The organism is Paraburkholderia sp. Ac-20340, assembly GCF_017104965.1.
Classification (GTDB): domain Bacteria; phylum Pseudomonadota; class Gammaproteobacteria; order Burkholderiales; family Burkholderiaceae; genus Paraburkholderia.
The window spans coordinates 45,059-67,663 of the sequence record NZ_JAAGPR010000006.1; the positions used below are offsets into that span (position 1 = coordinate 45,059).

A 22,605-nucleotide genomic window follows, 5' to 3' on the forward strand; every position below is an offset into this window, starting at 1 on the left:
TCAAGGGTAGCAATACGAATCGGACGAGCAATCGCCGCCTTCGAGCCGGATCTGATGAGGCCGATGCGACTTGGGCCACGCCACGAAAAAGCGCTCGTCGACACTCAGACCGCCTTCGGGACCGGCATCGAGTTTGACCATCCAGCCGTCGATTCCTTCAGGATAAAACTGTGCGTCGATCGCGCCATAGAGTGAGTTCGTGAAATACACGCGGCGGCCGTCGCGGCTCACTTCGACCATCTGCGGACCGCCGTTGAGCGCCCGGCCATGTGCACCGGGATGCGTGGCTTTCGACACGATGCCGCCAACGCGCACGCTGCCTGTCAGTTTGGGATGTTCGGGGTCCGAAACATCGTATTGGCGCAGGTCGCCCGTTCCCCAGCACGCCACGTAGAGAAAACGGTCGTCGAGCGACAGCGCGATGTCGGTCACGAGCGGCGGCACGGCCGAAAAGCCCTTGAGCATGGGCGGCAATGTGTCGGGATCGGCAGGCTCGGCGGGAATCTCGATGATCTTGCGCGCGGCCCACTGATCGCCATCCCGATACCACTGCCAGATCGATGCCGAAAGATCTTTCAGGCTGATCACCGAATTGACGAAGCCATAAGGTTTGGTCGGATCGTGCGCGGGACGCAATTCGAAAACGAGCTGGTTTTCCGCGCCGAAATCGAGCACCTGTTGGTGCTTGCGCGTATGCAGGTCCCAGAAATGAAGTCGATGTCCATACTGGCCGCCTAGCAGCACTTCGGGCACGAGACCGTTTTCGAACGTGGCGGGCAGACCCCATTCGCTCGTCACCAGCGTGTCGTAGCCCAGATGCCACCAGCCATCGTAGGCAAGCTGTTGCGGGCCGCGATCGATTTCCCATTGGCCGAGAATATCGAAGCTCTCGTGATCCATCAGAAAGATACCGCCGGGCGCTTCGCCTTCGGTATTGGCCAGCGCCGTGACATAGATGCCGTCGGGACCGCAATGCACCGTATGAGGGCGCGTATAACCGGCGCGCTGCGCGACGTCCTGCGGTTCATGCACACGCACGATGGTGGGCCGACGCGGATCGGGTTTCGTATCGACGATATGAATCCGGGAGGAGCGCAACCCCGGCACGATCAGATAACGGCGTTCCGTGTGCGCATGCGGCGCATTGGGACATAGACACGAGCTGCAGGCATTCCAGCCGAAATGATGGAGTTCGTCGCCGGTATTCGGCATTGGCAGACGATGGACGACGCGACCGTATTCGGGCGAGGCGGGATCGAGATCGACGACGTCGAGCGAATCGGGCACGCTGCCAGTCGGATCGAAACTCGCGACCCACGCAAGCGTTTCCGCTTTCGCTCCGGCCGCCAGACGCGCTGAGGGATAAAAGCTCGGATCAGGCTTCCACGTCGCCATCGCTGTCTCCTTGTCGATCAGGTCGTGCGGCTAAGGTGCCACCTAAGTTGCCACCTATGTTGCCCCAATACGCAGACCAACGTATCGCGCGTGTACGGTGTTTTTAAATGCTTATGCCTGGCAGTTTTAAGCTTATGCGCTAGCGTGATGAGGCGCGCGATTATACGTGCCGCGAAAACAGTGAATTCGTCGCGCCGGCATTTATCTGGCGCTCCAGTGTTTCTAGACTTCACATAACGGTTCGCAGCCTGCGCTGCACCGATCAAGTCAAGTTATCGGAGGTGAAGTCATGAAGTCGCTGATCAAGGCAGTCGCGCTGGCCGCAGTACTCGTAGCACCGGCCGTTTCATTCGCTCAATCGCAAGGCGATAACGGTCCCGTTACGCGCGAACAGGTGCGCAACGAACTGAAAGCGCTCGAATCGGTGGGCTGGCGCCCGAATATGGCTTCGCCTTATTATCCTGAGGATTACCGCGCCGCAAAGGCGCGTCTGGACGCGCGCAATGGCAGCGGTTATGGCCCCGCAATGGACGGCACGTCGCAAAGCGGTTCGGCGAGCAGCTATTCGCCGCCTGTGTATATGAATCGCTAATGAGCGGTTAGATCGGGCTCGAAATCATAGTGCGCCGCCCGGATGAAATGATCCGGGCGGCGTTGTTCATTGAAAGCGTTTCAATGCGAAGTATCGGCATCCTGATGTTCGATCCAGGCGCGCGTGGATGCCAGTAATTCGTCCGATAGCGCCGGGTCGTCGACAAGGCGCGCAAGTATCACCGCGCCCACCATCGCCGACCAACTGCCGATTGCGGCCTGCCGCGCCTGCGCCGCATCGTAGCCTTCGGCGTTCGCGCCACGCGCGCTCAGGCGCTCGATCTGCTTCTTGAGGCCCGCTGCCATGGCGGCGCGCGCTTCGGGCGTCTGCCGCGCCGTTTCCGCGCCGAGCGCCGCGGTGGGACAGCCGCCCGCAATATTGTCGCGATGCGCTGTCGAAAGATAACGCGCCGCATAACGGGCCAGATCGGTTTCTCCCACGTCGCCTTGCCCGATCACGTGTTCGAGCGTTTGCGCGATCAACGCGTCTTTCGATTGGAAATAGCCATAAAAGCCGCCGTGCGTGAGCCCGGCGCCGCTCATCACGTCGGCGACCGACACGGCGTCATAGCCGCGCTCGCGAAATAGCCGGCTGGCGACTTCCAGAATCTTCTGGCGATTGATCGCCACCTGTTCCCGACTGACCCGCATCGCGTCCTCCGCACCTCATTTTCGTGCTTGACATTATACATGACGACTATCATCATTTGTCACGATACATGATGATCATCATGTAAAACTCGATACCCTCAGGAGCTTCACCATGTCAGCACAATCTGCCGTTCTTATTACGGGCGCATCCACTGGCATCGGCGCGGTCTATGCCGATCGTTTCGCAAAGCGGGGTCACGATCTCGTGCTGGTCGCGCGCGATCGCGAGCGCATGGAAGCGCTTGCTGCGCGTCTGCGCGAGCGCGACGGCGTGAATGTCGAGATCCTGCGCGCCGATCTCACGCAGCGCGCGGATCTGTTGCAGGTGGAAGCGCGTCTGGCCGATGACGCTCGCATCGGCGTGCTGGTGAACAATGCCGGGGCTTCTGCGGCAGGCGGTTTTCTCGATCAGAGCGTGGACGATGTCAGTCGCGTGATCGATCTGAACACGACGGCGCTGGCGCGTCTGGCGTCGGCAGTCGCGCCGCGTTTTGCGCGCGAAGGGCGCGGCGCAATCGTGAATATCGCTTCAGTGGTGGGTCTCGCGCCGGAATTCGGCATGAGTGTGTATGGCGCGACCAAGGCGTTCGCGTTGTTCCTCTCGCAAGGACTGCATCTGGAACTGGGGCCGAAGGGCGTTTATGTCCAGGCGGTGTTGCCTGCGGCCACGCGCACGGAAATCTGGGCGAGCGTCGGCAAGGACGTCAACGAGATTGAAGGCGTGATGGAAGTCGACGATCTCGTCGATGCAGCGCTGGTGGGCTTCGATCGTCGCGAAACCGTGACGATTCCGCCGCTGCCGGACGTGCAGCAGTGGAACGATTTCGATAACGCCCGCCGCGCGATGATGCCGAATTTCGCGCAGTCGCAACCGGCGTCGCGGTATCGGTAAGGGATGCGAGCAGTTGTGCGGGCGCTGGCGGCGCGTTTGGGTGGTAACGCATCGTCACGCTGATTGGCGACAAAGTGGTGAGGCAGGGATTCGCGTACGCTCAGCGACTTGGTGCGCGATCGAAGTGTAGCAACATTGTAGATGCGCGCTAACTTGACGTTCAAAGGAGGTGGTATCTACAATGAATCTACACGTCGGAGGCGAATTCGTGGAACTCAAAATCCTGAAATGGGGCAATAGCGCGGCGATCCGCTTGCCGGCCGTGCTGCTCGAACAGATCAATGTGTCGATCGGGACGTCGCTATCGGTCGATGTTCGGCCTGAAGGTGTGATGCTAGCGCCCGCAAAGCCCAAATACTCGCTTGACGATCTGGTCGCTCAGTGCGACCCGAAAGCGCCCTTGCCGGAGGACCTCGCCGCCTGGGGGCAATCGAAGCCTGTAGGGCGTGAAGCATGGTGAGGCGTCCACGGTTTGAACGCGGCGATATTGTGCGAGTCAGTCTTAACCCAGCTTCGGGGCGAGAGCAGCAGGGCGATTTCCGTCCGGCGCTGGTGCTGTCGCCCGGGGCATTCAACGCGCTTGGTGTAGCGCTTGTCGCTCCCATCACCCAAGGTGGCGACTTCGCGCGATTTGCGGGATTTGCGGTGCCGCTGAGCGGTACGGGCACCGAGACTCAGGGTGTGGCGCTTGTGAATATGATTCGAACGCTCGATCTCGAGGCACGAGGTGCGCGCAAGATCGAGCGGGTGCCAGCAGAGGTCATGGACGATGCGCTGGCGCGTCTGCAGGCGATCATCGAATAAAACCGAGGGCGATCGCGACATCCACTGCATTTCAGTGGCACGCGCCGCGACAGGCAGGATGTTACTGCTTCGCCACCGGCGCCTGCCCAGCCGCACCCTTCACCGGCTTCTCCTGATCCGGCTCCCAGCCGCCGCCCAGCGCGAGGAACAGCTTCACCTGGTCTAGCGCCACCTGGCCTTCCGCCGCGGCCACCTGTGAATGCGCACTCGTGAGCGTGCGCGTTGCATCCAGATCGGAAATAAAGGACTCGCGCCCAGCCGAATAAAGCCGATGCGTTTCATCCGCCGACTGCTTCGCCGACGCATACGCAGTACGCAACGCCTCGGCGCGCTGGTCATCGGCGGCATAGGTTGCGAGACTCGATTGCGTCTCGCGCAGCGCATTGAGCACCACGCCGTCGAAGTGCGCGAGCGCGCCGCTCGTGGCGGCTTCCGCGCCGCGCACACGGGCGCGCTGACCATTGGCCGGGAAAGTCCAGTTGATCAGGGGTCCAAACGACCAGCTATTGGTGGTCGACGAGAACAGATCGCTGGCGATACCCACGGTCCCCACACTCGCGCCGATGCTGATCGACGGATACATATCCGCGATGGCCACGCCGATTTTCGCCGTGGACGATGCGAGCTGGCGCTCGGCCTCACGCACATCGGGACGGCGACGCAGCAGCGCCGCGCCATCGCCGACGGGAATCGGCTGCTTGAGCCTCGGCAGGCGGTTGCAGGCGAGCGCGGCCGGCGGCAGATCGGCGGGCGCGCGCGCGAGCAGCATGGCGAGCTGATACTGCGCGATGCGGCGGCGGCCCTCGAAACGCGGGATATCCGCGGCGAGCGTCTGCACCTGGGTCTGGCCGCGCGTCACATCGGGCTGGTTGCCGCGGCCCGCATCGCGCAGACGTTTGGTCAGCGCCACGCGTTGCTGCTGCAGCTTGAGCGATTCCTGCGCAATGGCCAGTTCTTCGGACGCCGAGCACGATGCGACATAGGCCTGCACCACATCGGCGACCACGGTGATGCGGGCGAGATCGGCGGCGGCCAGCACGGCTTCGTCTTCGGCTTCGGCGGCTTCCACGCCGCGCCGCAGCTTGCCGAACAGATCGATTTCATACGACACGTTGATGCTGCCGTCGCCGAGATTTTCGACCGGCAGCTTGCTGAACAGCAGGTACTGTTCAGCCGATTCCTGCGCGCGCTGGAAGCCCGCCGTCGCGCCGCCCGAGAAGCCGCCCTGAGAATTGGCGACGTCGTACGCGGCGCGCGAACGCGCGAGATTCGCTGCGGCCACGCGCAGACTCGTATTCGATTTCAGCGCTTCCTGCACGAGCTGGTCGAGCGCCGGATCGTCGTAGAGACGCCACCAGTCGCTCGGCACCGCGCCTTGCGAAACGGGCGCCTTGTCGGCGCCGGCGATCGGCCCTTGCGCGAGCGGCGCGTTGACCAGCGCTTCCTGCGGCAGCTTGTAATCCGGCCCGAGGTTGATACACGCGCCCACGGCGAGCGTGAGCGGCGCGAGCGCGAAGGTGCGCCAGAGACTGCGGCGATTCATTGCGAGGCTCCGCTCGCCATCACGGGCGCAACGGCCGCGTCCGAACCGGCCACGGCGGCGCTTGCACTGCTTGCGCCGCTCGCGCCGCTTGCCGCATCGGCGGCATTGCGCTTGTCCTGCTTCTTGTCGTTCGCGTCGTCGCGCACCGCGACGGTGGCCGTGCGGCCCGCGATCATGCGGAAGTCGTCGGGCACTTCGTCCAGTGCGACTCGCACCGGAATCCGTTGCGCAAGGCGCACCCAGCTAAACGCCGGGTTGACGTTCGGCAGCAGGTTGGGGCTGGACTGGCGGTCGCGATCCTCAATAGCGGCGACGATGCTTTGCACATGCCCGCGCAGCGGTCGCGTTTCGCCCATCACGATGATCTCCACCGGCTGGCCGATGTGAATGCCGTGCAGGCGCGTTTCCTCGAAGTAGCCATCGACGCGGAACGAATGCAGATCGACCACGGACAGCACCGCGCGGCCCGCCGACACATATTCGCCCACGCGCGGCGCGCGATCGTTCAGATAGCCGTCGACGGGGCTCACGATCGTCGTGCGCTGCAGATTGAGCTTTGCGGTGTCCACCTGCACCTGACCGTCCGCCACCGACGCCTCGCCCTGTTCGACGCGCGTGCGGCTTTCTTCCATCGACTCGCTCGCCACCAGGTTGCCGAGCGCGATGTTGCGCGCGTATTCGCGTTTGGCCTGCGCCAGCGTGGCTTTGCGCTGTTCGAGCGCGGCCTGCGCGAGGCGCAGCGAGAGCGAGTAGCGCGCCTGGTCGATCACGAACAGCACCTGGCCTTTCTTGACCGGCTGGTTATCGACGACATCGACGCTGGTGATCAGGCCGCCCACGTCGGGCGCGACCTGGATCACGTCGGCGCGCACGTGGCCGTCCCGTGTCCATGGCGAGAACATGTAGTAATTGACGATGCGCCACAGCACGAGGGCGGCGACCACGACGACGATGAGCGTCAGCAGGATCTGTCCTGCGGAGAACCAGGTTTTTTTCACGTTCACGTTAGTTCACGAAGCGATGCGACACGATGATGACGGCGGCCAGTACAAAGACATAGATACCGAGATCGAAAATGGAGCGATGCCAGACGAGCCGGTAAAACCCGACCCGCGTCAGCAACTTGCCGATCACGACGTTGATGAGGTACGCGATCAGCATCAGCACAAGAACGGCGGGCACGAAGACGCCAAAGATATCGATTTCGCCGATCATGGTGCGGTTTTCGAATGAGTTTGAACAGGACGGTCGCTCATGCGCCGGCCTCCGTTGCACCGCCGTGCGGGCGTTGTCCCGCCTGCGCAGGGTAGAGCGACAGGCGCAGGCCCACCAGCGCGTGCAGCGTGTCGCGCAGCCAGCGCTGCGAAAGACGCGCGCGCGGCGTGGCATCGGGCGCGCCGCTGGCGGCTTCCTGCGCCAGGCCGCGCGTGGCGACGCGGTGCATGGCATCGTCGATGGTGGCGAGCAGCGCGGGCGAGGCGCTCTGGCGCGCGCGCGAGTCCGCGCAGCGCGAGTAATGGTCGCTCACGCCTGCGAGTACGCGATCGATGGCGGCGGGCACGTCGCCGTCGAGCTTGCGGCGCGAGCGGCGCAGATCGAGCGCGTTGAGCGCGATGCGCAGATCGCGGAAGCTTTCGATCGACGGATGACGATGCTCGTCCGATGCCGCCAGACGCGGCAGCAACTGCATCAGGCGGTCGACCATGCGCGAGGCGAGATTGCGTTGATCGGTGAGCGGCGCGGTGGAAGCGGAAAGCGCCACGTCCGACCAGCTGGAGCGCAGCAGCCGTTTGGCCGCGTATTCCGCGCCGAACGGGCGCGTCACGCGCGTCCACACATAGGCGAACAGCAGGCCCGCGACGCCCGCGATATTGCTGTTCAGGAACACGAGGAAATCGGCCTCGTAGGCGCTCTGGATGCTGATGAAGGTGGCGGTGTTCACCGCAACGAGCATCGTCACCATATTGAACGCGGGGCGCGGAATCAGCGTGCCGATCAGGATGAACGGTCCCGCGAACAGCAGCACGAGCATCGGAAAGTCGTGCACCTTCGGCAGCACCACGAACAGATAGAGACCCGCGAACACCACGCTCGCCGCGGTCGCGGCGAAGAAGCGGAACACCATCGGCGCGGGTTCGTCGAGCGCGGCGAAGAAGCAGCAGGCCACGGCGGCGAGCGTCACGGCGCCCGCGCCGTCGTGCCAGCCCGAACTGACCCAGAGCCAGCACGCCACCAGGATCGCGCTCACGGGCACGGCGCAGGAAATCAGCATCAGGCCGCGGTCGTAGAAGCGTTCCGTGCCGCCCAGACGCCAATGCCGGTAGCGCGGCCGCCACGTGCCTTCCTCATGCGCGATCAAGGCACGCAGCGCGCGGCAATCCTGCCAGACGTCGATGACCTGACCCAGACGCCAGAGCGCGTTCGAAAGCAGCGCGCCTTCCCAACTCGTGAGCTGATCGTGTGGCGGCAGCAGGGCGGCTACGCGTGCGCGCAACGCATCGGCGACGCTATCGCCGGCATCGTCGCGGATATCGGCGGCGCGCTTGTGCAGCGGCGCGTCGAACCATTTGGCGGCGTCGGCGAGCAGCGAGTCGAGCCCTTCGGGCCAGACGTGCAGGTCGCGCCGCAAGGCGATGAGCGGATCGGCGAGTGCCGAAATCATCGGCAGAAAGAGTTGCATGCGTCCGCGCAGATCCTGGGCGCGCGCCAGAATCTCGGGATGCGTGTGGTCGTAACCGAGCTGGCTGAGCAGGAATTCGAGCTGGTTGACGGTCGCGGCGAGACGTTGGCGACAGGCCGACAGCGCCTTGCCGACGATATTGCCGGAGAGCGTTTCGCGGCCGTAGAAGGCGGCGTCGCGGAACCAGGCGTCGGCGCGCTCGACCAGCGTGGGCGCGAGGCGGCTCGGCAGGATATTGCTGCCGATCACGCTCGCGCAGATGATGCCGACGGTGATTTCCTCGGTCCGCGCGATGGCCACGTCGAACACCGTGGTCGGGTCGGTGACGGTGGGCAGCGCGATGAGCGGCATGGTGTAGCCAGCCAGCATGAACACATAGCTGCGCGCCGTGCGGTCCATGATCGCGAGGTAAAGCAGCGTGCCGGTCCAAAGCGCCACGACCACGCTGAACAGCAGCGGCGTTTCGACGAAAGGCGGCACCAGGGTGATCGCGGCGGCCGCGCCGAGGGCCGTGCCCAGCACGCGATAGAGCGCCTTCGAACGGGTTGCGCCGACGAACGGATTCGAGACGATATAGACGCTCGCCATGGCCCAGTACGGGCGCGGCAACTGGAACATCAGACCGATATAGAGCGCCATCATCGACGCTGCGAAGGTCTTGACCGAAAAGAGCCAGTCGCGGATGGAAGGGTAGGTCATGAGGCCGCTTTCAGCTTTCAGTCTTGGGGGGCGCCGTCGGCCGGATCGGGCGCGTTGAAGGCGTTGAGCACGCGCAGCGTCGCTTCCAGATCGGCGCGGCTCACGCCCTTGAGGACGCGCGCGCGCAATCCGCGCAGGTCTTCCTCCATTTTGGCCGTGACGGCCTGGCCTTCTTCGGTGAGCGAAATCGTTTTGGCGCGGCGGTCGTCCGGGTCTTCGTCGCGCCGCACGAGGCCGGCGGCGCAGAGCTGATCGAGCAGACGCACCAGCGACGGGCCTTCGATGCCGACATGTTCGGCAAGCGTGACCTGGCGCACCGCCTCGCCCAGACGCCCGGCGGTGAGCAGCGGCGTGGCGCAGGCTTCGGAAACGTTATAGGCCGTGAGCGCGCCGTGGCTCGTGCGCCGCCACTTGCGGGCGGCCGTCACGAGCGTACTGCTGACTGCCAGACGTAAGGTGTGAAGATTCGACATCGGCGGGATGATAGCGTAAAGCGATTTGGTAGCAAACTATCTTTTCCGGCGATCTGCCGTTTCTGGATGGTAATCGAGCCAGCGCTCGCGTGCTGGCTGGATGCTGCTTTTAGCGGCAAGGTGTGACGCGCGCGCCACGCGGGCGCGCGAATGTCATATGCGCTTAACGGCAGGGCGTTCTCGCGCCGTGTTCATGCGGGGTTCCAGCGTGTGAGCAGCGCGGGCAATTGCGCCATATCGGTGAAGACGTGGGCGACGCCTTCGGCCTTGAGCGCTTCGGCGCTGCTGTGGCCGGGCGCGGCCGGACTGTAGCCGAATACGGTGGCGCCCGCGGCCAGGCCGGCGCGCGCGCCGGTTACGGTGTCCTCGATCACGGCGCAGCGGCGCGGGTCCACGCCCAGACCGGCGGCGGCCGCCAGATAGACATCGGGATGCGGTTTGCTGCGCGGCGTTTCGTGGCCGCTATAGATGTGATCGCCGAAAGAGGCGAGCAGGCCCACTTTATTGAGCTGCAGTTCGACCTTGCGGCGGTCCGCGCCCGAGGCCACGGCGATACGGCCGTCGTAGGCGTCACGCACGGCGCGCACGGCGTCCGGCGCGCCCGGAATCTCGATCAAATCGCGCGCCAGCGCTTCGTTGCGGCGCGCGCGGAAGCCTTCGAGCCAGGCTTCGGTCAGGCGAAAGCCCGTCTGCGCTTCGATACGCGCGGCTTCGTCCTTGACCATCTTGCCGACGAAAATGCCCATCGCTTCATCGACGCTGAGCGTCCAGCCCAGTTCGCCGAGCATCTGGACCAATACCACGTGGGTAATGCGCTCGGAATCGACCAGCACGCCGTCACAGTCGAAAAGCACGGCGTCGAAGGGGAGTTGCGGGAATACGGACATCGTCAGTGGAAGGTTTGTAAGCCGAGGGGCGATGATAACCGGGATGGGCGTTGCGAGTCAGCGCGCACACAGAGCCGTCCAACCGGCTGGCACAATACGCGTTTCCTCCCGATTTCCGCTTTCCCATGTCGACCGACACGCACAACGACCCGTCCGCCACGCCCGAACTTCCCGGCCGCGCGGCCTACACGCAATTCGCCGACCGCTACGCGCAGATCGTGCCGGAAAAGCCGCACAACGCGCTTTACGAACGTCCGGCAACGGCGGCGTTGCTCGGCGATGTCAGCGGCCTTGACGTGCTCGACGCAGGCTGTGGCCCCGGCATCGTCAGCGCCGAACTCGCGCACCGAGGCGCCCGCGTGAAATCCTTCGACGTCACGCCCGCCATGGTCGAACTCGCGCGCGAGCGTTGCGCGAGCCTCAACGTGGAGATCGCGCAAGGCGACCTCGGCCAGCCGCTGGCATGGCTCGGCGATGCGCAGTTCGATCGCATTGTCTGCTCGCTCGCACTCGATTATGTCGAACGCCTCGCGCCCACTTTTGCCGAATTCCACCGCGTTGCGCGGCCTGGCGCGCAACTGGTGTTTTCGATGGCGCATCCGATGCGCGACTGGATCGATACGCGCACGCGCGGCAAGCGCACGTACTTCGAGACCACGCGTTTTGGCCTGCACTGGGGCGGCTTCGGCGAGCCGAAGCCTTATGTGGAGGCGTATCGCCGCCCGCTGGCCGATATCGTCAACGCGCTGCGCGAAACCGGCTGGCAGATCGACGCCATGGTCGAGCCGAAGCCGGTGCCGGAAATGAAGGCCGTGGCGCCCGCGCTTTACACGGAGCTTTCACTTGCGCCCGCATTCATCTGCATCCGGGCGCGTCGCGACTGATTCGGCCTTGATGTGCCTTAAAGTGCCTTGATGCGTATTAGCGCCGCGCGGCCGCCGAGAGCGATTCTTCGAGCGCGGCCACGCCGGCGGGCAGATCGACATCCGCGCCCAGGTCGCGCATCGTGCGGCCGAGCGCGTGGACGGTACGGAACAGATGGTGCTCACGGCATTGTTCGCCCATCTGGCCGATGCGAACGATCGGTAGTCCGAACGATCCGGCGATCTCCACCTGATACTGCTGCGAGATGTGGTTGCACACGTCGCGCGGCGTGAGACCGGCCGGCAGCCCGATGCCGACCACCGAATTCAGGCGACACTCTTCGGGCGTATACAGTTCGAGACCGAGCGCCGATACACCGGCCTGCAGCGCCTGCGAGCAACGCTGATGGCGCGCGAAGCGCTTTTCCAGCGTTTCCGTGCAGACGAGCCGCAGCGCTTCATGCAGCGCGAGCACGCCCGACACCGGCGCGGTGTAGTGATAGCCGGCCTTGTGCCAGAAGTTTTCCGCGAGCGTGGCGTCCAGACACCAGTGGGTATTCGGCGCGGTGCGTTCGCGCACGCGTTGCCACGCGGCATCCGAGAACGCGATCAGCGAAACGCCGGGAATCGACGACAGGCCTTTTTGCCCGCCGGTAATGACCGTGTCGATACCCCAGGCGTCCATTTCCAGCGGCATCGTGCTCAAGGTGCAGACCGCATCGACGACAACCAGCGCGCCCGCCGCCTTGGCGATGCGCACGATGTCCTTCAACTGGCGGTTCCAGACCGTATTCGAAGTTTCGCCGTGCACGATCGTGACGATGGCCGGGCGCGTGCGTTCGATGGCCTGCGCAACGGCTTCGAGCGAGGCGATCTCGCGATCGCCCACGTCGAGCGTTTCGACATCGGCGCCGATGCGGCGCGCCATTTCCGCCATGCGGCCGCTAAAGAAACCGTTGACGATCGACAGCACGCGCGTGCCCGGCCAGGCGAGATTCGAAATCGCCATTTCCATCGCCGCGGAGCCGGGGCCAGCCACGCCCAGCACCCAGTTCGAACGCGTCTGGAACACGTAGCGCGCCATGGTCTTCACCTGGTCGATGACGCGCGCCATGGTGTCGCCGAGGTGATTGATGACGACCGAATTGGCCTTGGCGACGGCATCGGGAATGGGCACGGGGCCGGCGCCCATCATGAGCAGCGGCTCGTCGGGCAGGATTTCCGTGAGCGGATCGACCGCCGGGCAGGCGACCGGCAACGCGGCGGCGGCCGCCGCTGCCCGTTGCGGGATCAGGGAGTCGGTGGGGCGCGTGTTGTCGGTCATGATGAATTCCTTTACGGTGCAGCGCTTCGCTGCGGGTGAGATGTGCACGCACGCTGGCGGCAGGGGAAAAGTAGAGTGTTCTCCGGCGCGGCTCACAAAGCCATGTACAGTTGAGCACATTTCCTCTGAACAGTCGGCCTCGCCGATTTCCTGCCTCACATTATCGAGGGGAGCGCATCATGCCGCAATTCGCTATCGACAATCCGTTTCTCGAAACGCTCGGCGTGAGCGTCGCGCAATGGCGCGAAGGTTACGCCGAACTACTGATGCCGATCGACGGATCGAAGCTCAATCGTCAGGGCGTGCTGCAAGGCGGCGCGATTGCCACGTTGCTCGACGCGGCCGCGGGTTACGCGGGGCTCTATGCCGAACCGGGCGCGCCCGCGCGGCACGGCTTCACGCTGTCGCTGACCACCAATTATCTCGACAAGGGGCTCGGCGAATTCGTGCGCGCCAAAGGTTTTCTGGAGCGGGGCGGCCGCTCGATCTTCTTCGCTCGCGCCGAAGCCTGGGTCGACGATCGTCTGTTGATCGCAAGCGGGCAGGGTACGTTCAAGTATTCGAAGTCCGCCTGATTGATTCGGTATCCATAACAATCGATTGTGCAATAAAAAGCCCGCAAACCTTGCGGCTTGCGGGCTTTCCGAATCCTGCGCCTGAATCTGCTTAACCCAGCAGCAACGCATCGTCATCGAGTTGCTCGTGGCGGGTCTGTTCGAACATGCGCAGCAGATCCGGCACATCCAGACCACGTCGCTCGTCGCCGGAGACATCCAGTACCACTTGCCCCTGATGCAGCATGACCGTGCGCTGACCATAATCCAGCGCCTGGCGCATGCTATGCGTGACCATCATGGTCGTGAGCTTCGCTTCCTCGACGATACGCGCCGTGAGTTCCAGCACGAACGCCGCCGTCTTCGGATCGAGCGCCGCCGTATGCTCATCGAGCAGCAGGATACGCGACGGTTGCAGCGAAGCCATCAGCAAACTCACTGCTTGACGCTGGCCACCCGAAAGCAAGCCAATACGATCGCTCAAACGGTTTTCCAGGCCCAGATTCAGCAGTCGCAGTTTCGAGCGGAACAACTCGCGGTCCTGCTTCTTCAGCGCCGGGCCGAAGCCGCGCCGCTTGCCGCGCGCCATCGCCAGCGCCATGTTTTCTTCGATCGTCAGCGCTTCGCAGGTGCCGGCCATCGGGTCCTGGAACACGCGCGCCACGAGGTGCGCGCGATCCCACGCCTGCTTCTTCGTAACGTCATTACCGTCGATCGTGATGCGGCCTTCGTCCACCATCTGATCGCCGCTGATCGCATTGAGGAAGGTGGATTTGCCCGCGCCATTCGAGCCGATCACGGCCACGAACTGGCCGGTCGGGATGTCCAGCGTGAGGCCGCGCAGCGCGCGCGTTTCGATCGGCGTGCCGGGGTTGAAAGTGAGTTTGAGGTCTTTTGCGCTGAGCATGGTTCAGGCCCTCCCGTTCTTGCGGCCAAACAGCTTCTTGCGCGTCGCCGGCAGCACGAGCGCGATCGTTACGAGCACGGCGGTAACGAGATTCAGATCCTGCGCCTTGAGGCCGATGAAATCGCTATTGAGTGCGAGCGCGATAAAGAAGCGATAGAGAATGGCGCCCAGCACGGCGGCGAGCGTCGTGAGTACGAGGCGCCGCGCCGGCAGAATGCTTTCGCCGATGATCACCGCCGCGAGCCCGATCACGATGGTGCCGATACCCATCGAAATATCCGAGCCGCCTTGCGTCTGCGCGAACAGCGAGCCTGCCAGCGCCACCAGCGCGTTGGACAGCGCCATGCCGGCCAGCGTCGCGCGGCCCGTGGCGATGCCTTGTGCGCGCGCCATGCGCGGGTTCGCGCCGGTCGCGCGCAAGGCGAGACCGTATTGCGACGAGAAGAACCAGTCCACGCCGAACTTCGCCGCGAGCACGACCACGAACAGCGCAAGCGGGCGCAGCATGTAGTCGGGCAGCCACGCGGGCTGGATCATCGTGAAGACGGTGGATTCGGTGATCAGCGGCACATTGGGTGCGCCCATCACACGCAGATTGATCGAGTAGAGCGCGATCATCATCAGGATACTGGCGAGCAGATCCATGATTTTCAGGCGCACGTTGAGCCAGCCGGTGACGAAGCCCGCAGCCGCGCCCGCGAGCATCGCGCAGACGGTGGCGAGAAACGGGTCCTGGCCGTGCGCGATCAGCGTGGCCGCCACGGCACCGCCGAGCGGAAAGCTACCGTCGACGGTGAGGTCGGGGAAATTGAGGATGCGAAACGAGATCAGCACCCCGAGGGCGACGAGGCTGAAGATCAGGCCGATCTCGAGCGCGCCCAGAAGCGAGTAGAGGGACATGGGAAATCCTGTTGCGGTGTCCGGCAGGCGGATGGCGCTGACGCAGCCGGTGTCGCCACGTGCGCCGCGCCACCCGGATGAGGCGGCGCGGCGCACGCAGGCGCGAGGCCCGATGAAGGCCGGTGCTTTGCTACGGTGTCCTGTTATGCGTGCACGCGCTCAGGCGTGCGCGCATACGGACTTACTTGACGACCGTGGTCGCGTCCTTGAGCAGATCCGCCGAGAGCGTCACGCCTTGCTTCTGCGCTGCAGCCGGGTTCACGAACAGTTGCAGGCGGCTGCTGGTTTCCGAGGCAATTGCGCCCGGCTTTTCGCCCTTCAGGATGCGCACGACCACCTTGCCGGTCTGATGGCCGAGGTCGCTATAGTCGATGCCGAGCGCCGCAATCGCGCCGCGCTTCACGCTGTCCGTATCGGAAGCCACGAGCGGAATCTTCGCGTCATTGGCAACCTTCACCAGTGCTTCGTACGCCGAAACGACGTTGTTGTCCGTGTTGGTGTAAATCACGTCGACCTTGCCGATCAGGCTCTTCGCCGCCGGGCCGATATCGACCGTGCGCGGCGCTGCCGCTTCCTTGAGCGTCATGCCTTGCTGCGCGAGCAGTTCCTTGAGCGCCTTCACGACCACCACCGAATTCGCTTCGCCGGGGTTGTAGACCATGCCGACGGTCTTCGCATTCGGCACCACACGCTTGATCAGGGCAACCTGCTTGTCGAGCGGCAGTTTGTCCGACACGCCGGTGACATTGGTGCCGCTGGGCGTCCAGGTCTTCACGAGTTGCGCGGCAACCGGATCGGTCACGCCCGAGTAGACCACCGGCACCGACCTGGTTGCGGCCACAACGGCTTGTGCCGAAGGCGTGGCGATTGCCACGATCGCGCTCGGGTTATCGCCGACGAATTTACGGGCGATCTGCGCGGCCGTGCCGGTATTGCCCTGGGCGCTCTGGTATTCCCACTTGAGGTTCTTGCCCGCGTCGTAGCCGGCGGCCTTCAGTTCGTCACGCACGCCGTCGCGGATCGCGTCGAGGGCGGGGTGTTCGACGATCGACAGCACTTCGACGGTGGCGGTTTCGGCGGCGCGTGCGGCGCCCGAGGTCAGCGCGAGCGCGGCGGCGCTGGCGATCAGGGAAAGGGTGGCGGCCCTGGCGGCGAGCTTGAAGGTCTTCATTCTGTTTGATCTCCCCCGAATGTTCGGTTCTGGACGGGTGTGGTCCGCTTGCGCGGCAACGCCGCCGAACATCGCCCATGACGATTGCGCACAGCGCGCACGTCGTGACCTTGCGTGCTCCTTACGCCATGCGCCGCGATGGTGCATCAGACCGGCGGCGAGGCAGCGAGCATACCACCGGCTTTTAGGTATCCGGAACGCGCACGGGCGTGGTGCGGCGAGGATGCGACGGTATGCCATATGGCAATGAAAAAAATCGCCGGAGGCGTTTTCGCGAAAATCCGTAGGGTAACGAAGGGTTTGCAGGCTTCAGGCTGGAGATAATCGATCTATCGAGATCGAAAGGATTATCGATTGGAGGCGCTTTGCGTCAAATTTCAAGATGAAAATGAAATGTAATTTTCCTATGTGAATCAATTATTTGGCGCAATTTGCATTTAGGGTTTGCACTATGCGAAGCGCCGACTTATCGTGGATTTTTCAGGCAATTTCAGACTATCTGCCGATGAAATAAATATATTCGATCGGTCTTCCGGATGATTTTAAGGCTTGCTCAAAATTAACGCATTCATTTCGGACCGGAAATCGATTTCCCTGAAGCGCCGCCGGGCGGGCGTTGCGGCGCCGCGCCGGGTTTTCCACCCCTTACGACCGATGATTTTTCAAATGTTTTCAAGCGCCTCCACCTGATTTTCATCAATTGACGGTGATCAATACTCCCGCAGGTATCGGAAAAAACCCTTGGTTGCGAGTGGGGAGTTTTGTTGATAGCATCCGCGGGTCGCTGATTCAGGCCGGACCACCTTTCCGGTTTGAATTGCAGTGAACGGGGCAGGCGGATCGCTTGCGCAACAGGGACGCGTATCAACGCGATCTCTCCGAACTCAACCGCAACAAAGCGGGTGATACATGCCGGGCCCCGTTGCGTCTTCAGTTTTCCATTGGCCCGTCGTGTTGTCGTCCCCCCTGGCTCGTCCTCGGGGTGCTGTTCGTTTGCGCAGGTCATCCGTCTGACCGGTTGACCCGAAAACAATCGAGGAGCTCCTGATGACGTCGCTGTTCCGCCGTAACCGCCTTACCTCTTTCTCCGTCGCCGCCGCGCTGCTCGCTTTTGGTGCGGCCGCTCACGCCGACACCGTCAAGATCGCCATCGCCGGCCCGTTCAGCGGCCCGGTCGCCCAGTACGGCGACATGGTCAAGGCAGGCGCCCTGACCGCAATCGAACAGATCAACGCCGCTGGCGGTGTGAACGGCAACAAGCTCGAAGCCGTCCTGATGGACGACGCCTGCGAGCCGAAGCAGGCCGTCGCGGTTGCCAACAAGATCGTCTCGCAGCACATCCAGTACGTGGTTGGCCACGTCTGCTCGGGCTCGACGATTCCCGCTTCGGACATCTACGAGAACGAAGGCGTCGTGATGGTCACGCCGTCGGCGACCGCACCGCAGCTCACCGAAGGCAAGAAGCGCCAGTTCATCTTCCGCACCATCGGCCGTGACGACCAGCAAGGCCCGGCAGCCGCTGCGTACATCATCAACAAGGTCAAGCCGAAGAAGGTCGCGATCCTGCACGACAAGCAGTCGTATGGCCAGGGCATCGCCACGTCGGTGAAGGCTGCGCTCGACAAGGCGCACATCCCCGTCGTCGTGTTCGAAGGCATCAATGCCGGCGATTCGGACTACTCGGCAATCGTCACCAAGCTCAAGTCGCAAGGCGTGGACTTCGTCTACTTCGGCGGCTACCACCCGGAAATGGGTCTGCTGATGCGCCAGTCGCGTGAACAGGGCGTCAAGGCCACGTTCATGGGACCGGAAGGCGTGGGCAACAAGGACGTGACGGCGATCGCCGGCCCGGCTTCGGAAGGCATGCTGGTCACGCTGCCCGCCGACTTCGCCGCCGACCCGGCCAACGCGAAGCTCGTGAAGGCCTTCGCGGACGCCAAGCGCGACGCGAACGGTCCGTTCCAGATGCCGGCCTACGCAGCGGTCGAAGTGATCGCCGACGGCATCAAGGGCGCAAAGAGCACCGATCCGACCAAGGTTGCGGCTTACCTGCACAAGAATGCGTTCAACACGCCGATCGGCAACGTGCAGTACGACGCACAGGGCGACCTCAAGTCGTTCCACTTCGTCGTCTACACGTGGCACAAGGACGCCACCAAGACCGCCGCGAACTGATCCCCGTGCGCATCGACGCACATGAAACGCCCCGCTCGCCGCCGCGGCGGGCGGGGCGTTTTACGCAGATGCGCAACGCAGGAACGATCGGTACGGTTTCAAGAGTTTCTCAAAGGTCTCTCATCGGCTTCATCGCCGCGGGGCTTAAAGCATGAATGATTTTCTTCCGCAGTTCACCCAGCAGCTCGTCAACGGGCTCACGCTGGGTGCGATCTACGCGCTGATCGCCATTGGCTACACAATGGTCTACGGCATCATCGGTATGATCAATTTCGCTCACGGCGAGATCTATATGATCGGCGCCTATGTGGGCCTCGTCACGCTTACGGCGATCGGCACATCGGCGGGTTATCCGCTGCCGCTCGTGCTCGGCGCGGCGCTCATTGTCTCGGTGCTGGTCACCGGGCTCTACGGTTTTGCGGTCGAACGCGTCGCGTATCGGCCGTTGCGCGGCGGGCCGCGTCTCGTGCCGCTGATCTCGGCGATCGGCATGTCCATCTTTCTGCAGAACTACGTGCAGATCGGGCAGGGCGCGCGTGACGTTTCCGTGCCGATGCTGATCTCCGGCGCGCTCGATTTCAACATGGGCGGCAACTTCGACGTGACGATTCCGTACGCGCGCATGCTGATCGTGGGCACCACGATCGTGCTGATGGTCGCGCTCACGCTGTTCATTTCGCGTTCGCGCATGGGCCGCGCTTGCCGCGCCTGCGCCGAAGACATGAAGATGGCCAACCTGCTCGGCATCGACACGAACCGCGTGATCTCGTTCACGTTCGTGCTCGGCGCGATGCTGGCGGCGGTGGGCGGCGTGCTGATCGGTCTGACGATCGGCAAGCTCAATCCGTATATCGGCTTTATCGCGGGTATCAAGGCGTTCACGGCAGCGGTGCTCGGCGGTATCGGCAGCATTCCGGGCGCGATGCTCGGCGGCGTGCTGCTCGGTCTGGCCGAAACCTTCGCGGCCGGTTATATGCCTTCGGAGTACAAGGACGTCGTGGCGTTCGGCCTGCTCGTGCTCGTGCTGTTGTTCCGTCCCACCGGCCTGCTCGGCAAGCCGGACGTCGAAAAGGTGTGAGGTCGAGATGAGCCAAACTGTTTCGGTTCGCGCGGCCAGCCATAGCGGCCAGTCTTCGTCGCAGACGTTGAAGGGCGCCTTCGCCGCCGCCATTGCGACCATCATTCTCACGGCGCCTATCCTCGGCCTGCAGCTCACGCTGGACGGCTATCAGGTGGTGCTGCAGCAGCACTGGCGCCCGGTGTGGATCGCCGCTGCCGTGGTGTTCGTGTTCCAGCTCCTCAAGCCGATGTTTGTGCGCGCAACGAGTGCGGTGAAGTTGCCGAAGGCGCCTGCACTCGGCGCACGCCAGCAGCGCATGGCGATCTGGGTGCTGCTCGCCTTCGGCGCGGTGTTCCCGTTCATGGGTTCGCGCGGCACGATCGACGTTGCCACGCTCGCGCTGATCTACGTGATTCTCGGCCTCGGCCTGAATATCGTGGTGGGCTTCGCGGGTCTGCTCGACCTCGGCTATGTGGGCTTTTACGCGGTGGGCGGCTATACGTATGCGCTGCTCAACCAGTATTTCGGCTTCACGTTCTGGGAATGTCTGCCGCTGGCTGCGCTCGCGGCCGCTACCTTCGGTTTCGTGCTGGGCTTCCCGGTGCTGCGTCTGCGCGGCGACTATCTGGCGATCGTCACGCTCGGTTTCGGTGAAATCATCCGCCTGCTGCTCAACAACCTGACGAGCATCACGGGCGGCCCGGACGGCATTTCGGGTATTCCGAAGCCCACCGTGTTCGGCTTCGAACTCGCGCGCCATGCGAGCGTGGAAGGCGCAAAAACCTTTAACGAGCTGATCGGTATCGAGTACAGCGGCGAACACATGATCATCTTCCTGTACCTGCTCGCGCTGGTGCTGGTTGCGTTCACGCTGTTCGTCACCAGCCGCCTGCTGCGCATGCCGATGGGCCGTGCGTGGGAAGCGCTGCGCGAAGACGAAATCGCCTGCCGTTCGCTGGGTCTGAACCCCACGCGCATCAAGCTCTCGGCGTTCACGCTGGGTGCTTCGTTCGCGGGTCTGGCCGGTGCGTTCTTCGCGGCGCGCCAGGGTCTGGTGACGCCGGAGTCGTTCACCTTCATCGAATCGGCGCTGATTCTCGCCGTGGTGGTGCTGGGCGGCATGGGTTCGCAACTGGGCGTCGTGCTCGCCGCGATCCTGCTGACGGCGCTGCCGGAAGTGGCGCGTGGCTTTGCCGAGTACCGCATGCTGATCTTCGGTCTGGTGATGGTGCTGATGATGATGTGGCGTCCGCAGGGCCTGCTGCCCGCAAGCCGTCCGCACGTGGAGTTGCCGCAATGAGTGCACAAGCGTTGTTGAAAGTAGCGGGCTTGCAGATGCGCTTCGGCGGTCTGCTGGCGGTGGACGGTATCGCGTTCGATGTGCGCCCGAACGAGGTCTTCGCGATCATCGGGCCGAACGGCGCGGGCAAGACCACGGTGTTCAACTGCGTGGGCGGTTTCTACAAGCCCACGGCAGGCGACATCGTGCTCAACGGTCATGCGATCACGGGCCAGCCGAGCCATGAAGTGGCGCGTCGCGGTCTGGTGCGCACGTTCCAGAATATCCGCCTGTTCAAGCAGTTGACGGTGCTGGAAAACCTCATGGTTGCGCAGCACCTGAAGGTCAACCGCAACATGCTGAGCGGCCTGTTCGCGACGCCTGGCTACCGCCGTGCCGAGCGCGCCGCGCTCGAACGCGCTGCGTACTGGCTCGAACGTCTGGGCCTGCGCGATGTGGCAAACCGTGAAGCGGGCACGCTTTCGTACGGCCATCAGCGCCGCCTCGAAATCGCGCGCTGCATGATCACGGACCCGCGTCTGCTGATGCTCGACGAACCGGCCGCCGGTCTGAATCCGCAGGAAAAGATCGAATTGCAGCATATGGTCGACGGCCTGCGTAACGAGTTTGGAATCTCCGTACTCCTGATCGAACACGATATGAGTCTCGTGATGGGCGTGTCGGATCGCATTCTCGTGATGGAACACGGCAAGCCGATCATGATCGGCAAACCCGACGAAGTGCGCAACGACCCGCGCGTGATCAAAGCCTATCTGGGAGAGGACTGATGCTGAAGCTGGACAAGGTCCATACCCATTACGGCGCGGTGGAAGCGCTGGCGGGCGTGTCGATCGAAGTGAACAAGGGCGAGATCGTCACGCTGATCGGCAGCAACGGCGCCGGCAAGACCACGCTGATGATGACGGTGTGCGGTACGCCGCGCGCGTCGTCGGGGCAGGTGACGTTCGAGGGCGAGGACATCACGCGCCTGCCCACGCACGAAATCATGCGCAAGGGCATGGCGATTTCGCCGGAAGGCCGTCGCGTGTTTCCGAGCCTCACGGTGCTCGAAAACCTGCAGATGGGCGGCTTTTTCTCCTCGCAGCAGGACATCGACGCGGGCATCGAACACGTGTTCAAGCTGTTCCCGCGCCTGAATCAGCGTGCGAAACAGCGCGCCGGCACGATGTCGGGCGGCGAGCAGCAGATGCTGGCGATCGGCCGCGCGCTGATGAGCAAGCCGCGTCTGCTGCTGCTGGACGAACCGACGCTCGGTCTCGCGCCGCTGGTGATCGCGCAGATCTTCGACATCATCCGCACGATTCGCGAAGAGGGCGTGACGGTGTTTCTGGTCGAGCAGAACGCGAACAAGGCGCTGCAAGTGGCCGATCGCGGCTATGTGCTCGAAACCGGCCGCGTGGTACTGGCCGATAGCGCCGATAACCTGCTCGCCAACGACGAGATCAAGCGCGCTTACCTGGGCGGTTGAATTCGCATCGGCGCCTGGTTTGGGCTTGAGCGTTCGATGTACGCGGCCCGCGCAGTCTTTCCCCTGAAAAGGAAGACGGCGCGGGCCGTTTGCATTTCTGGCTCAATTTCGCCGATCAGATTGCCGGGGAGATTCGCGCAAGCGACGTAGGGCGGTGGCGCGCAAGCAGGTGGCCGCGCAGCAAAAACGCGTCGGATGAGGCGCGTCAACCACGTTAGCAAACCGTCGCAATGCGCCGTGCGCCGCAGCATGCGCAACGCATCTTCAT

At 63.6% G+C, this 22,605-nt stretch carries 23 protein-coding genes; 11 read left to right on the top strand and 12 right to left on the bottom strand.

The window, feature by feature from the left end:
- On the bottom strand, positions 1-1,395 hold the full coding sequence (locus G3N59_RS09375) for a selenium-binding family protein (RefSeq protein WP_205982314.1): 1,395 nt from the start codon (positions 1,393-1,395) through the stop codon (positions 1-3).
- 289 nt (positions 1,396-1,684) lie between these two features.
- Here G3N59_RS09375 and G3N59_RS09380 point away from each other — a divergent pair, with 289 nt between their 5' ends.
- Positions 1,685-1,987 carry a DUF4148 domain-containing protein gene (locus G3N59_RS09380; RefSeq protein WP_205982315.1) on the top strand — a complete coding sequence of 101 codons (303 nt, stop codon included), beginning with the start codon at positions 1,685-1,687 and terminating at the stop codon, positions 1,985-1,987.
- Between the two features lie 80 nt (positions 1,988-2,067).
- Here G3N59_RS09380 and G3N59_RS09385 read toward each other — a convergent pair whose 3' ends face one another.
- Positions 2,068-2,637, bottom strand: a complete 570-nt coding sequence (locus tag G3N59_RS09385) for a TetR/AcrR family transcriptional regulator (protein ID WP_205982316.1) — start codon at positions 2,635-2,637, stop codon at positions 2,068-2,070.
- A 112-nt stretch (positions 2,638-2,749) separates the two neighbouring features.
- Here G3N59_RS09385 and G3N59_RS09390 point away from each other — a divergent pair, with 112 nt between their 5' ends.
- From G3N59_RS09390 to G3N59_RS09400, 3 genes are all read left to right on the top strand, one after another.
- Positions 2,750-3,529 carry an SDR family oxidoreductase gene (locus tag G3N59_RS09390; RefSeq protein WP_205982317.1) on the top strand — a complete coding sequence of 260 codons (780 nt, stop codon included), beginning with the start codon at positions 2,750-2,752 and terminating at the stop codon, positions 3,527-3,529.
- Between the two features lie 208 nt (positions 3,530-3,737).
- On the top strand, positions 3,738-3,989 hold the full coding sequence (locus tag G3N59_RS09395; RefSeq protein WP_205982318.1) for an AbrB/MazE/SpoVT family DNA-binding domain-containing protein: 252 nt from the start codon (positions 3,738-3,740) through the stop codon (positions 3,987-3,989).
- Positions 3,983-4,333 (top strand): type II toxin-antitoxin system ChpB family toxin, encoded by a 351-nt coding sequence (locus tag G3N59_RS09400; protein WP_205982319.1) that lies wholly within the window; start codon positions 3,983-3,985, stop codon positions 4,331-4,333. The genes G3N59_RS09395 and G3N59_RS09400 overlap by 7 nt, the downstream gene beginning before the upstream one ends.
- Before the next feature lie 61 nt (positions 4,334-4,394).
- Here the strand turns inward: G3N59_RS09400 and G3N59_RS09405 are convergent, their stop codons facing one another.
- The 6 genes from G3N59_RS09405 to G3N59_RS09430 all read right to left on the bottom strand — a co-directional run bounded on the left by G3N59_RS09405 (position 4,395) and on the right by G3N59_RS09430 (position 10,615).
- On the bottom strand, positions 4,395-5,876 hold the full coding sequence (locus G3N59_RS09405; protein WP_205982320.1) for an efflux transporter outer membrane subunit: 1,482 nt from the start codon (positions 5,874-5,876) through the stop codon (positions 4,395-4,397).
- Positions 5,873-6,874, bottom strand: a complete 1,002-nt coding sequence (locus G3N59_RS09410) for an HlyD family secretion protein (RefSeq protein WP_205982646.1) — start codon at positions 6,872-6,874, stop codon at positions 5,873-5,875. The genes G3N59_RS09405 and G3N59_RS09410 overlap by 4 nt, the downstream gene beginning before the upstream one ends.
- Before the next feature lie 7 nt (positions 6,875-6,881).
- Positions 6,882-7,091 (bottom strand): DUF1656 domain-containing protein, encoded by a 210-nt coding sequence (locus tag G3N59_RS09415; protein ID WP_205982321.1) that lies wholly within the window; start codon positions 7,089-7,091, stop codon positions 6,882-6,884.
- 37 nt (positions 7,092-7,128) lie between these two features.
- On the bottom strand, positions 7,129-9,255 hold the full coding sequence (locus tag G3N59_RS09420) for an FUSC family protein (RefSeq protein ID WP_205982322.1): 2,127 nt from the start codon (positions 9,253-9,255) through the stop codon (positions 7,129-7,131).
- Positions 9,256-9,272: 17 nt separating this feature from the next.
- On the bottom strand, positions 9,273-9,728 hold the full coding sequence (locus tag G3N59_RS09425) for a MarR family transcriptional regulator (protein ID WP_205982323.1): 456 nt from the start codon (positions 9,726-9,728) through the stop codon (positions 9,273-9,275).
- Between the two features lie 191 nt (positions 9,729-9,919).
- Positions 9,920-10,615, bottom strand: coding sequence for an HAD family phosphatase (locus G3N59_RS09430; RefSeq protein WP_205982324.1), 696 nt, complete (start codon positions 10,613-10,615; stop codon positions 9,920-9,922).
- A gap of 125 nt (positions 10,616-10,740) precedes the next feature.
- Between G3N59_RS09430 and G3N59_RS09435 the strand changes: the two genes are divergently transcribed.
- A complete protein-coding gene (locus G3N59_RS09435) occupies positions 10,741-11,499 on the top strand; it encodes a class I SAM-dependent methyltransferase (protein WP_205982325.1) in 759 nt (252 codons plus the stop codon).
- 37 nt (positions 11,500-11,536) lie between these two features.
- Here G3N59_RS09435 and G3N59_RS09440 read toward each other — a convergent pair whose 3' ends face one another.
- A complete protein-coding gene (locus tag G3N59_RS09440) occupies positions 11,537-12,673 on the bottom strand; it encodes an alanine--glyoxylate aminotransferase family protein (protein WP_241023347.1) in 1,137 nt (378 codons plus the stop codon).
- 308 nt (positions 12,674-12,981) lie between these two features.
- Here G3N59_RS09440 and G3N59_RS09445 point away from each other — a divergent pair, with 308 nt between their 5' ends.
- Positions 12,982-13,377, top strand: a complete 396-nt coding sequence (locus G3N59_RS09445) for a PaaI family thioesterase (RefSeq protein WP_205982327.1) — start codon at positions 12,982-12,984, stop codon at positions 13,375-13,377.
- A 91-nt stretch (positions 13,378-13,468) separates the two neighbouring features.
- Here the strand turns inward: G3N59_RS09445 and G3N59_RS09450 are convergent, their stop codons facing one another.
- From G3N59_RS09450 to G3N59_RS09460, 3 genes are all read right to left on the bottom strand, one after another.
- A complete protein-coding gene (locus tag G3N59_RS09450) occupies positions 13,469-14,263 on the bottom strand; it encodes an ABC transporter ATP-binding protein (protein ID WP_205982328.1) in 795 nt (264 codons plus the stop codon).
- A gap of 3 nt (positions 14,264-14,266) precedes the next feature.
- Entirely contained in the window at positions 14,267-15,163 is an 897-nt protein-coding gene (locus G3N59_RS09455; protein WP_205982329.1) for an ABC transporter permease, read from the bottom strand.
- A 181-nt stretch (positions 15,164-15,344) separates the two neighbouring features.
- On the bottom strand, positions 15,345-16,334 hold the full coding sequence (locus tag G3N59_RS09460) for an ABC transporter substrate-binding protein (protein WP_205982330.1): 990 nt from the start codon (positions 16,332-16,334) through the stop codon (positions 15,345-15,347).
- 1,047 nt (positions 16,335-17,381) lie between these two features.
- Here G3N59_RS09460 and G3N59_RS09465 point away from each other — a divergent pair.
- The 5 genes from G3N59_RS09465 to G3N59_RS09485 all read left to right on the top strand — a co-directional run bounded on the left by G3N59_RS09465 (position 17,382) and on the right by G3N59_RS09485 (position 22,337).
- The gene (locus G3N59_RS09465; RefSeq protein ID WP_205982331.1) at positions 17,382-18,509 is read left to right on the top strand and encodes a branched-chain amino acid ABC transporter substrate-binding protein; all 1,128 of its coding nucleotides are present in this window, start codon (positions 17,382-17,384) and stop codon (positions 18,507-18,509) included.
- A gap of 151 nt (positions 18,510-18,660) precedes the next feature.
- Entirely contained in the window at positions 18,661-19,587 is a 927-nt protein-coding gene (livH, locus tag G3N59_RS09470; RefSeq protein WP_205982332.1) for a high-affinity branched-chain amino acid ABC transporter permease LivH, read from the top strand.
- 7 nt (positions 19,588-19,594) lie between these two features.
- Positions 19,595-20,869, top strand: a complete 1,275-nt coding sequence (locus tag G3N59_RS09475; RefSeq protein ID WP_205982333.1) for a high-affinity branched-chain amino acid ABC transporter permease LivM — start codon at positions 19,595-19,597, stop codon at positions 20,867-20,869.
- A complete protein-coding gene (gene livG / locus G3N59_RS09480; protein ID WP_205982334.1) occupies positions 20,866-21,636 on the top strand; it encodes a high-affinity branched-chain amino acid ABC transporter ATP-binding protein LivG in 771 nt (256 codons plus the stop codon). The genes G3N59_RS09475 and livG overlap by 4 nt, the downstream gene beginning before the upstream one ends.
- Complete coding sequence (locus G3N59_RS09485; protein ID WP_205982335.1) at positions 21,636-22,337, top strand: ABC transporter ATP-binding protein; 702 nt, start codon at positions 21,636-21,638, stop codon at positions 22,335-22,337. The genes livG and G3N59_RS09485 overlap by 1 nt, the downstream gene beginning before the upstream one ends.
- Positions 22,338-22,605 lie beyond the last annotated feature (268 nt).

Excerpts from the sequence above, each read along its gene's own strand:
- G3N59_RS09375 (WP_205982314.1), bottom strand. The coding sequence starts at position 1,395 with ATGGCGACGTGGAAGCCTGATCCGAGCTTTTATCCCTCAGCGCGTCTG.
- G3N59_RS09380 (WP_205982315.1), top strand. The coding sequence starts at position 1,685 with ATGAAGTCGCTGATCAAGGCAGTCGCGCTGGCCGCAGTACTCGTAGCA.
- G3N59_RS09385 (WP_205982316.1), bottom strand. The coding sequence starts at position 2,637 with ATGCGGGTCAGTCGGGAACAGGTGGCGATCAATCGCCAGAAGATTCTG.
- G3N59_RS09390 (WP_205982317.1), top strand. The coding sequence starts at position 2,750 with ATGTCAGCACAATCTGCCGTTCTTATTACGGGCGCATCCACTGGCATC.
- G3N59_RS09400 (WP_205982319.1), top strand. The coding sequence starts at position 3,983 with ATGGTGAGGCGTCCACGGTTTGAACGCGGCGATATTGTGCGAGTCAGT.
- G3N59_RS09405 (WP_205982320.1), bottom strand. The coding sequence starts at position 5,876 with ATGAATCGCCGCAGTCTCTGGCGCACCTTCGCGCTCGCGCCGCTCACG.
- G3N59_RS09415 (WP_205982321.1), bottom strand. The coding sequence starts at position 7,091 with ATGATCGGCGAAATCGATATCTTTGGCGTCTTCGTGCCCGCCGTTCTT.
- G3N59_RS09420 (WP_205982322.1), bottom strand. The coding sequence starts at position 9,255 with ATGACCTACCCTTCCATCCGCGACTGGCTCTTTTCGGTCAAGACCTTC.
- G3N59_RS09425 (WP_205982323.1), bottom strand. The coding sequence starts at position 9,728 with ATGTCGAATCTTCACACCTTACGTCTGGCAGTCAGCAGTACGCTCGTG.
- G3N59_RS09430 (WP_205982324.1), bottom strand. The coding sequence starts at position 10,615 with ATGTCCGTATTCCCGCAACTCCCCTTCGACGCCGTGCTTTTCGACTGT.
- G3N59_RS09435 (WP_205982325.1), top strand. The coding sequence starts at position 10,741 with ATGTCGACCGACACGCACAACGACCCGTCCGCCACGCCCGAACTTCCC.
- G3N59_RS09440 (WP_241023347.1), bottom strand. The coding sequence starts at position 12,673 with ATGATGGGCGCCGGCCCCGTGCCCATTCCCGATGCCGTCGCCAAGGCC.
- G3N59_RS09445 (WP_205982327.1), top strand. The coding sequence starts at position 12,982 with ATGCCGCAATTCGCTATCGACAATCCGTTTCTCGAAACGCTCGGCGTG.
- G3N59_RS09450 (WP_205982328.1), bottom strand. The coding sequence starts at position 14,263 with ATGCTCAGCGCAAAAGACCTCAAACTCACTTTCAACCCCGGCACGCCG.
- G3N59_RS09455 (WP_205982329.1), bottom strand. The coding sequence starts at position 15,163 with ATGTCCCTCTACTCGCTTCTGGGCGCGCTCGAGATCGGCCTGATCTTC.
- G3N59_RS09460 (WP_205982330.1), bottom strand. The coding sequence starts at position 16,334 with ATGAAGACCTTCAAGCTCGCCGCCAGGGCCGCCACCCTTTCCCTGATC.
- G3N59_RS09465 (WP_205982331.1), top strand. The coding sequence starts at position 17,382 with ATGACGTCGCTGTTCCGCCGTAACCGCCTTACCTCTTTCTCCGTCGCC.
- livH (WP_205982332.1), top strand. The coding sequence starts at position 18,661 with ATGAATGATTTTCTTCCGCAGTTCACCCAGCAGCTCGTCAACGGGCTC.
- G3N59_RS09475 (WP_205982333.1), top strand. The coding sequence starts at position 19,595 with ATGAGCCAAACTGTTTCGGTTCGCGCGGCCAGCCATAGCGGCCAGTCT.
- livG (WP_205982334.1), top strand. The coding sequence starts at position 20,866 with ATGAGTGCACAAGCGTTGTTGAAAGTAGCGGGCTTGCAGATGCGCTTC.
- G3N59_RS09485 (WP_205982335.1), top strand. The coding sequence starts at position 21,636 with ATGCTGAAGCTGGACAAGGTCCATACCCATTACGGCGCGGTGGAAGCG.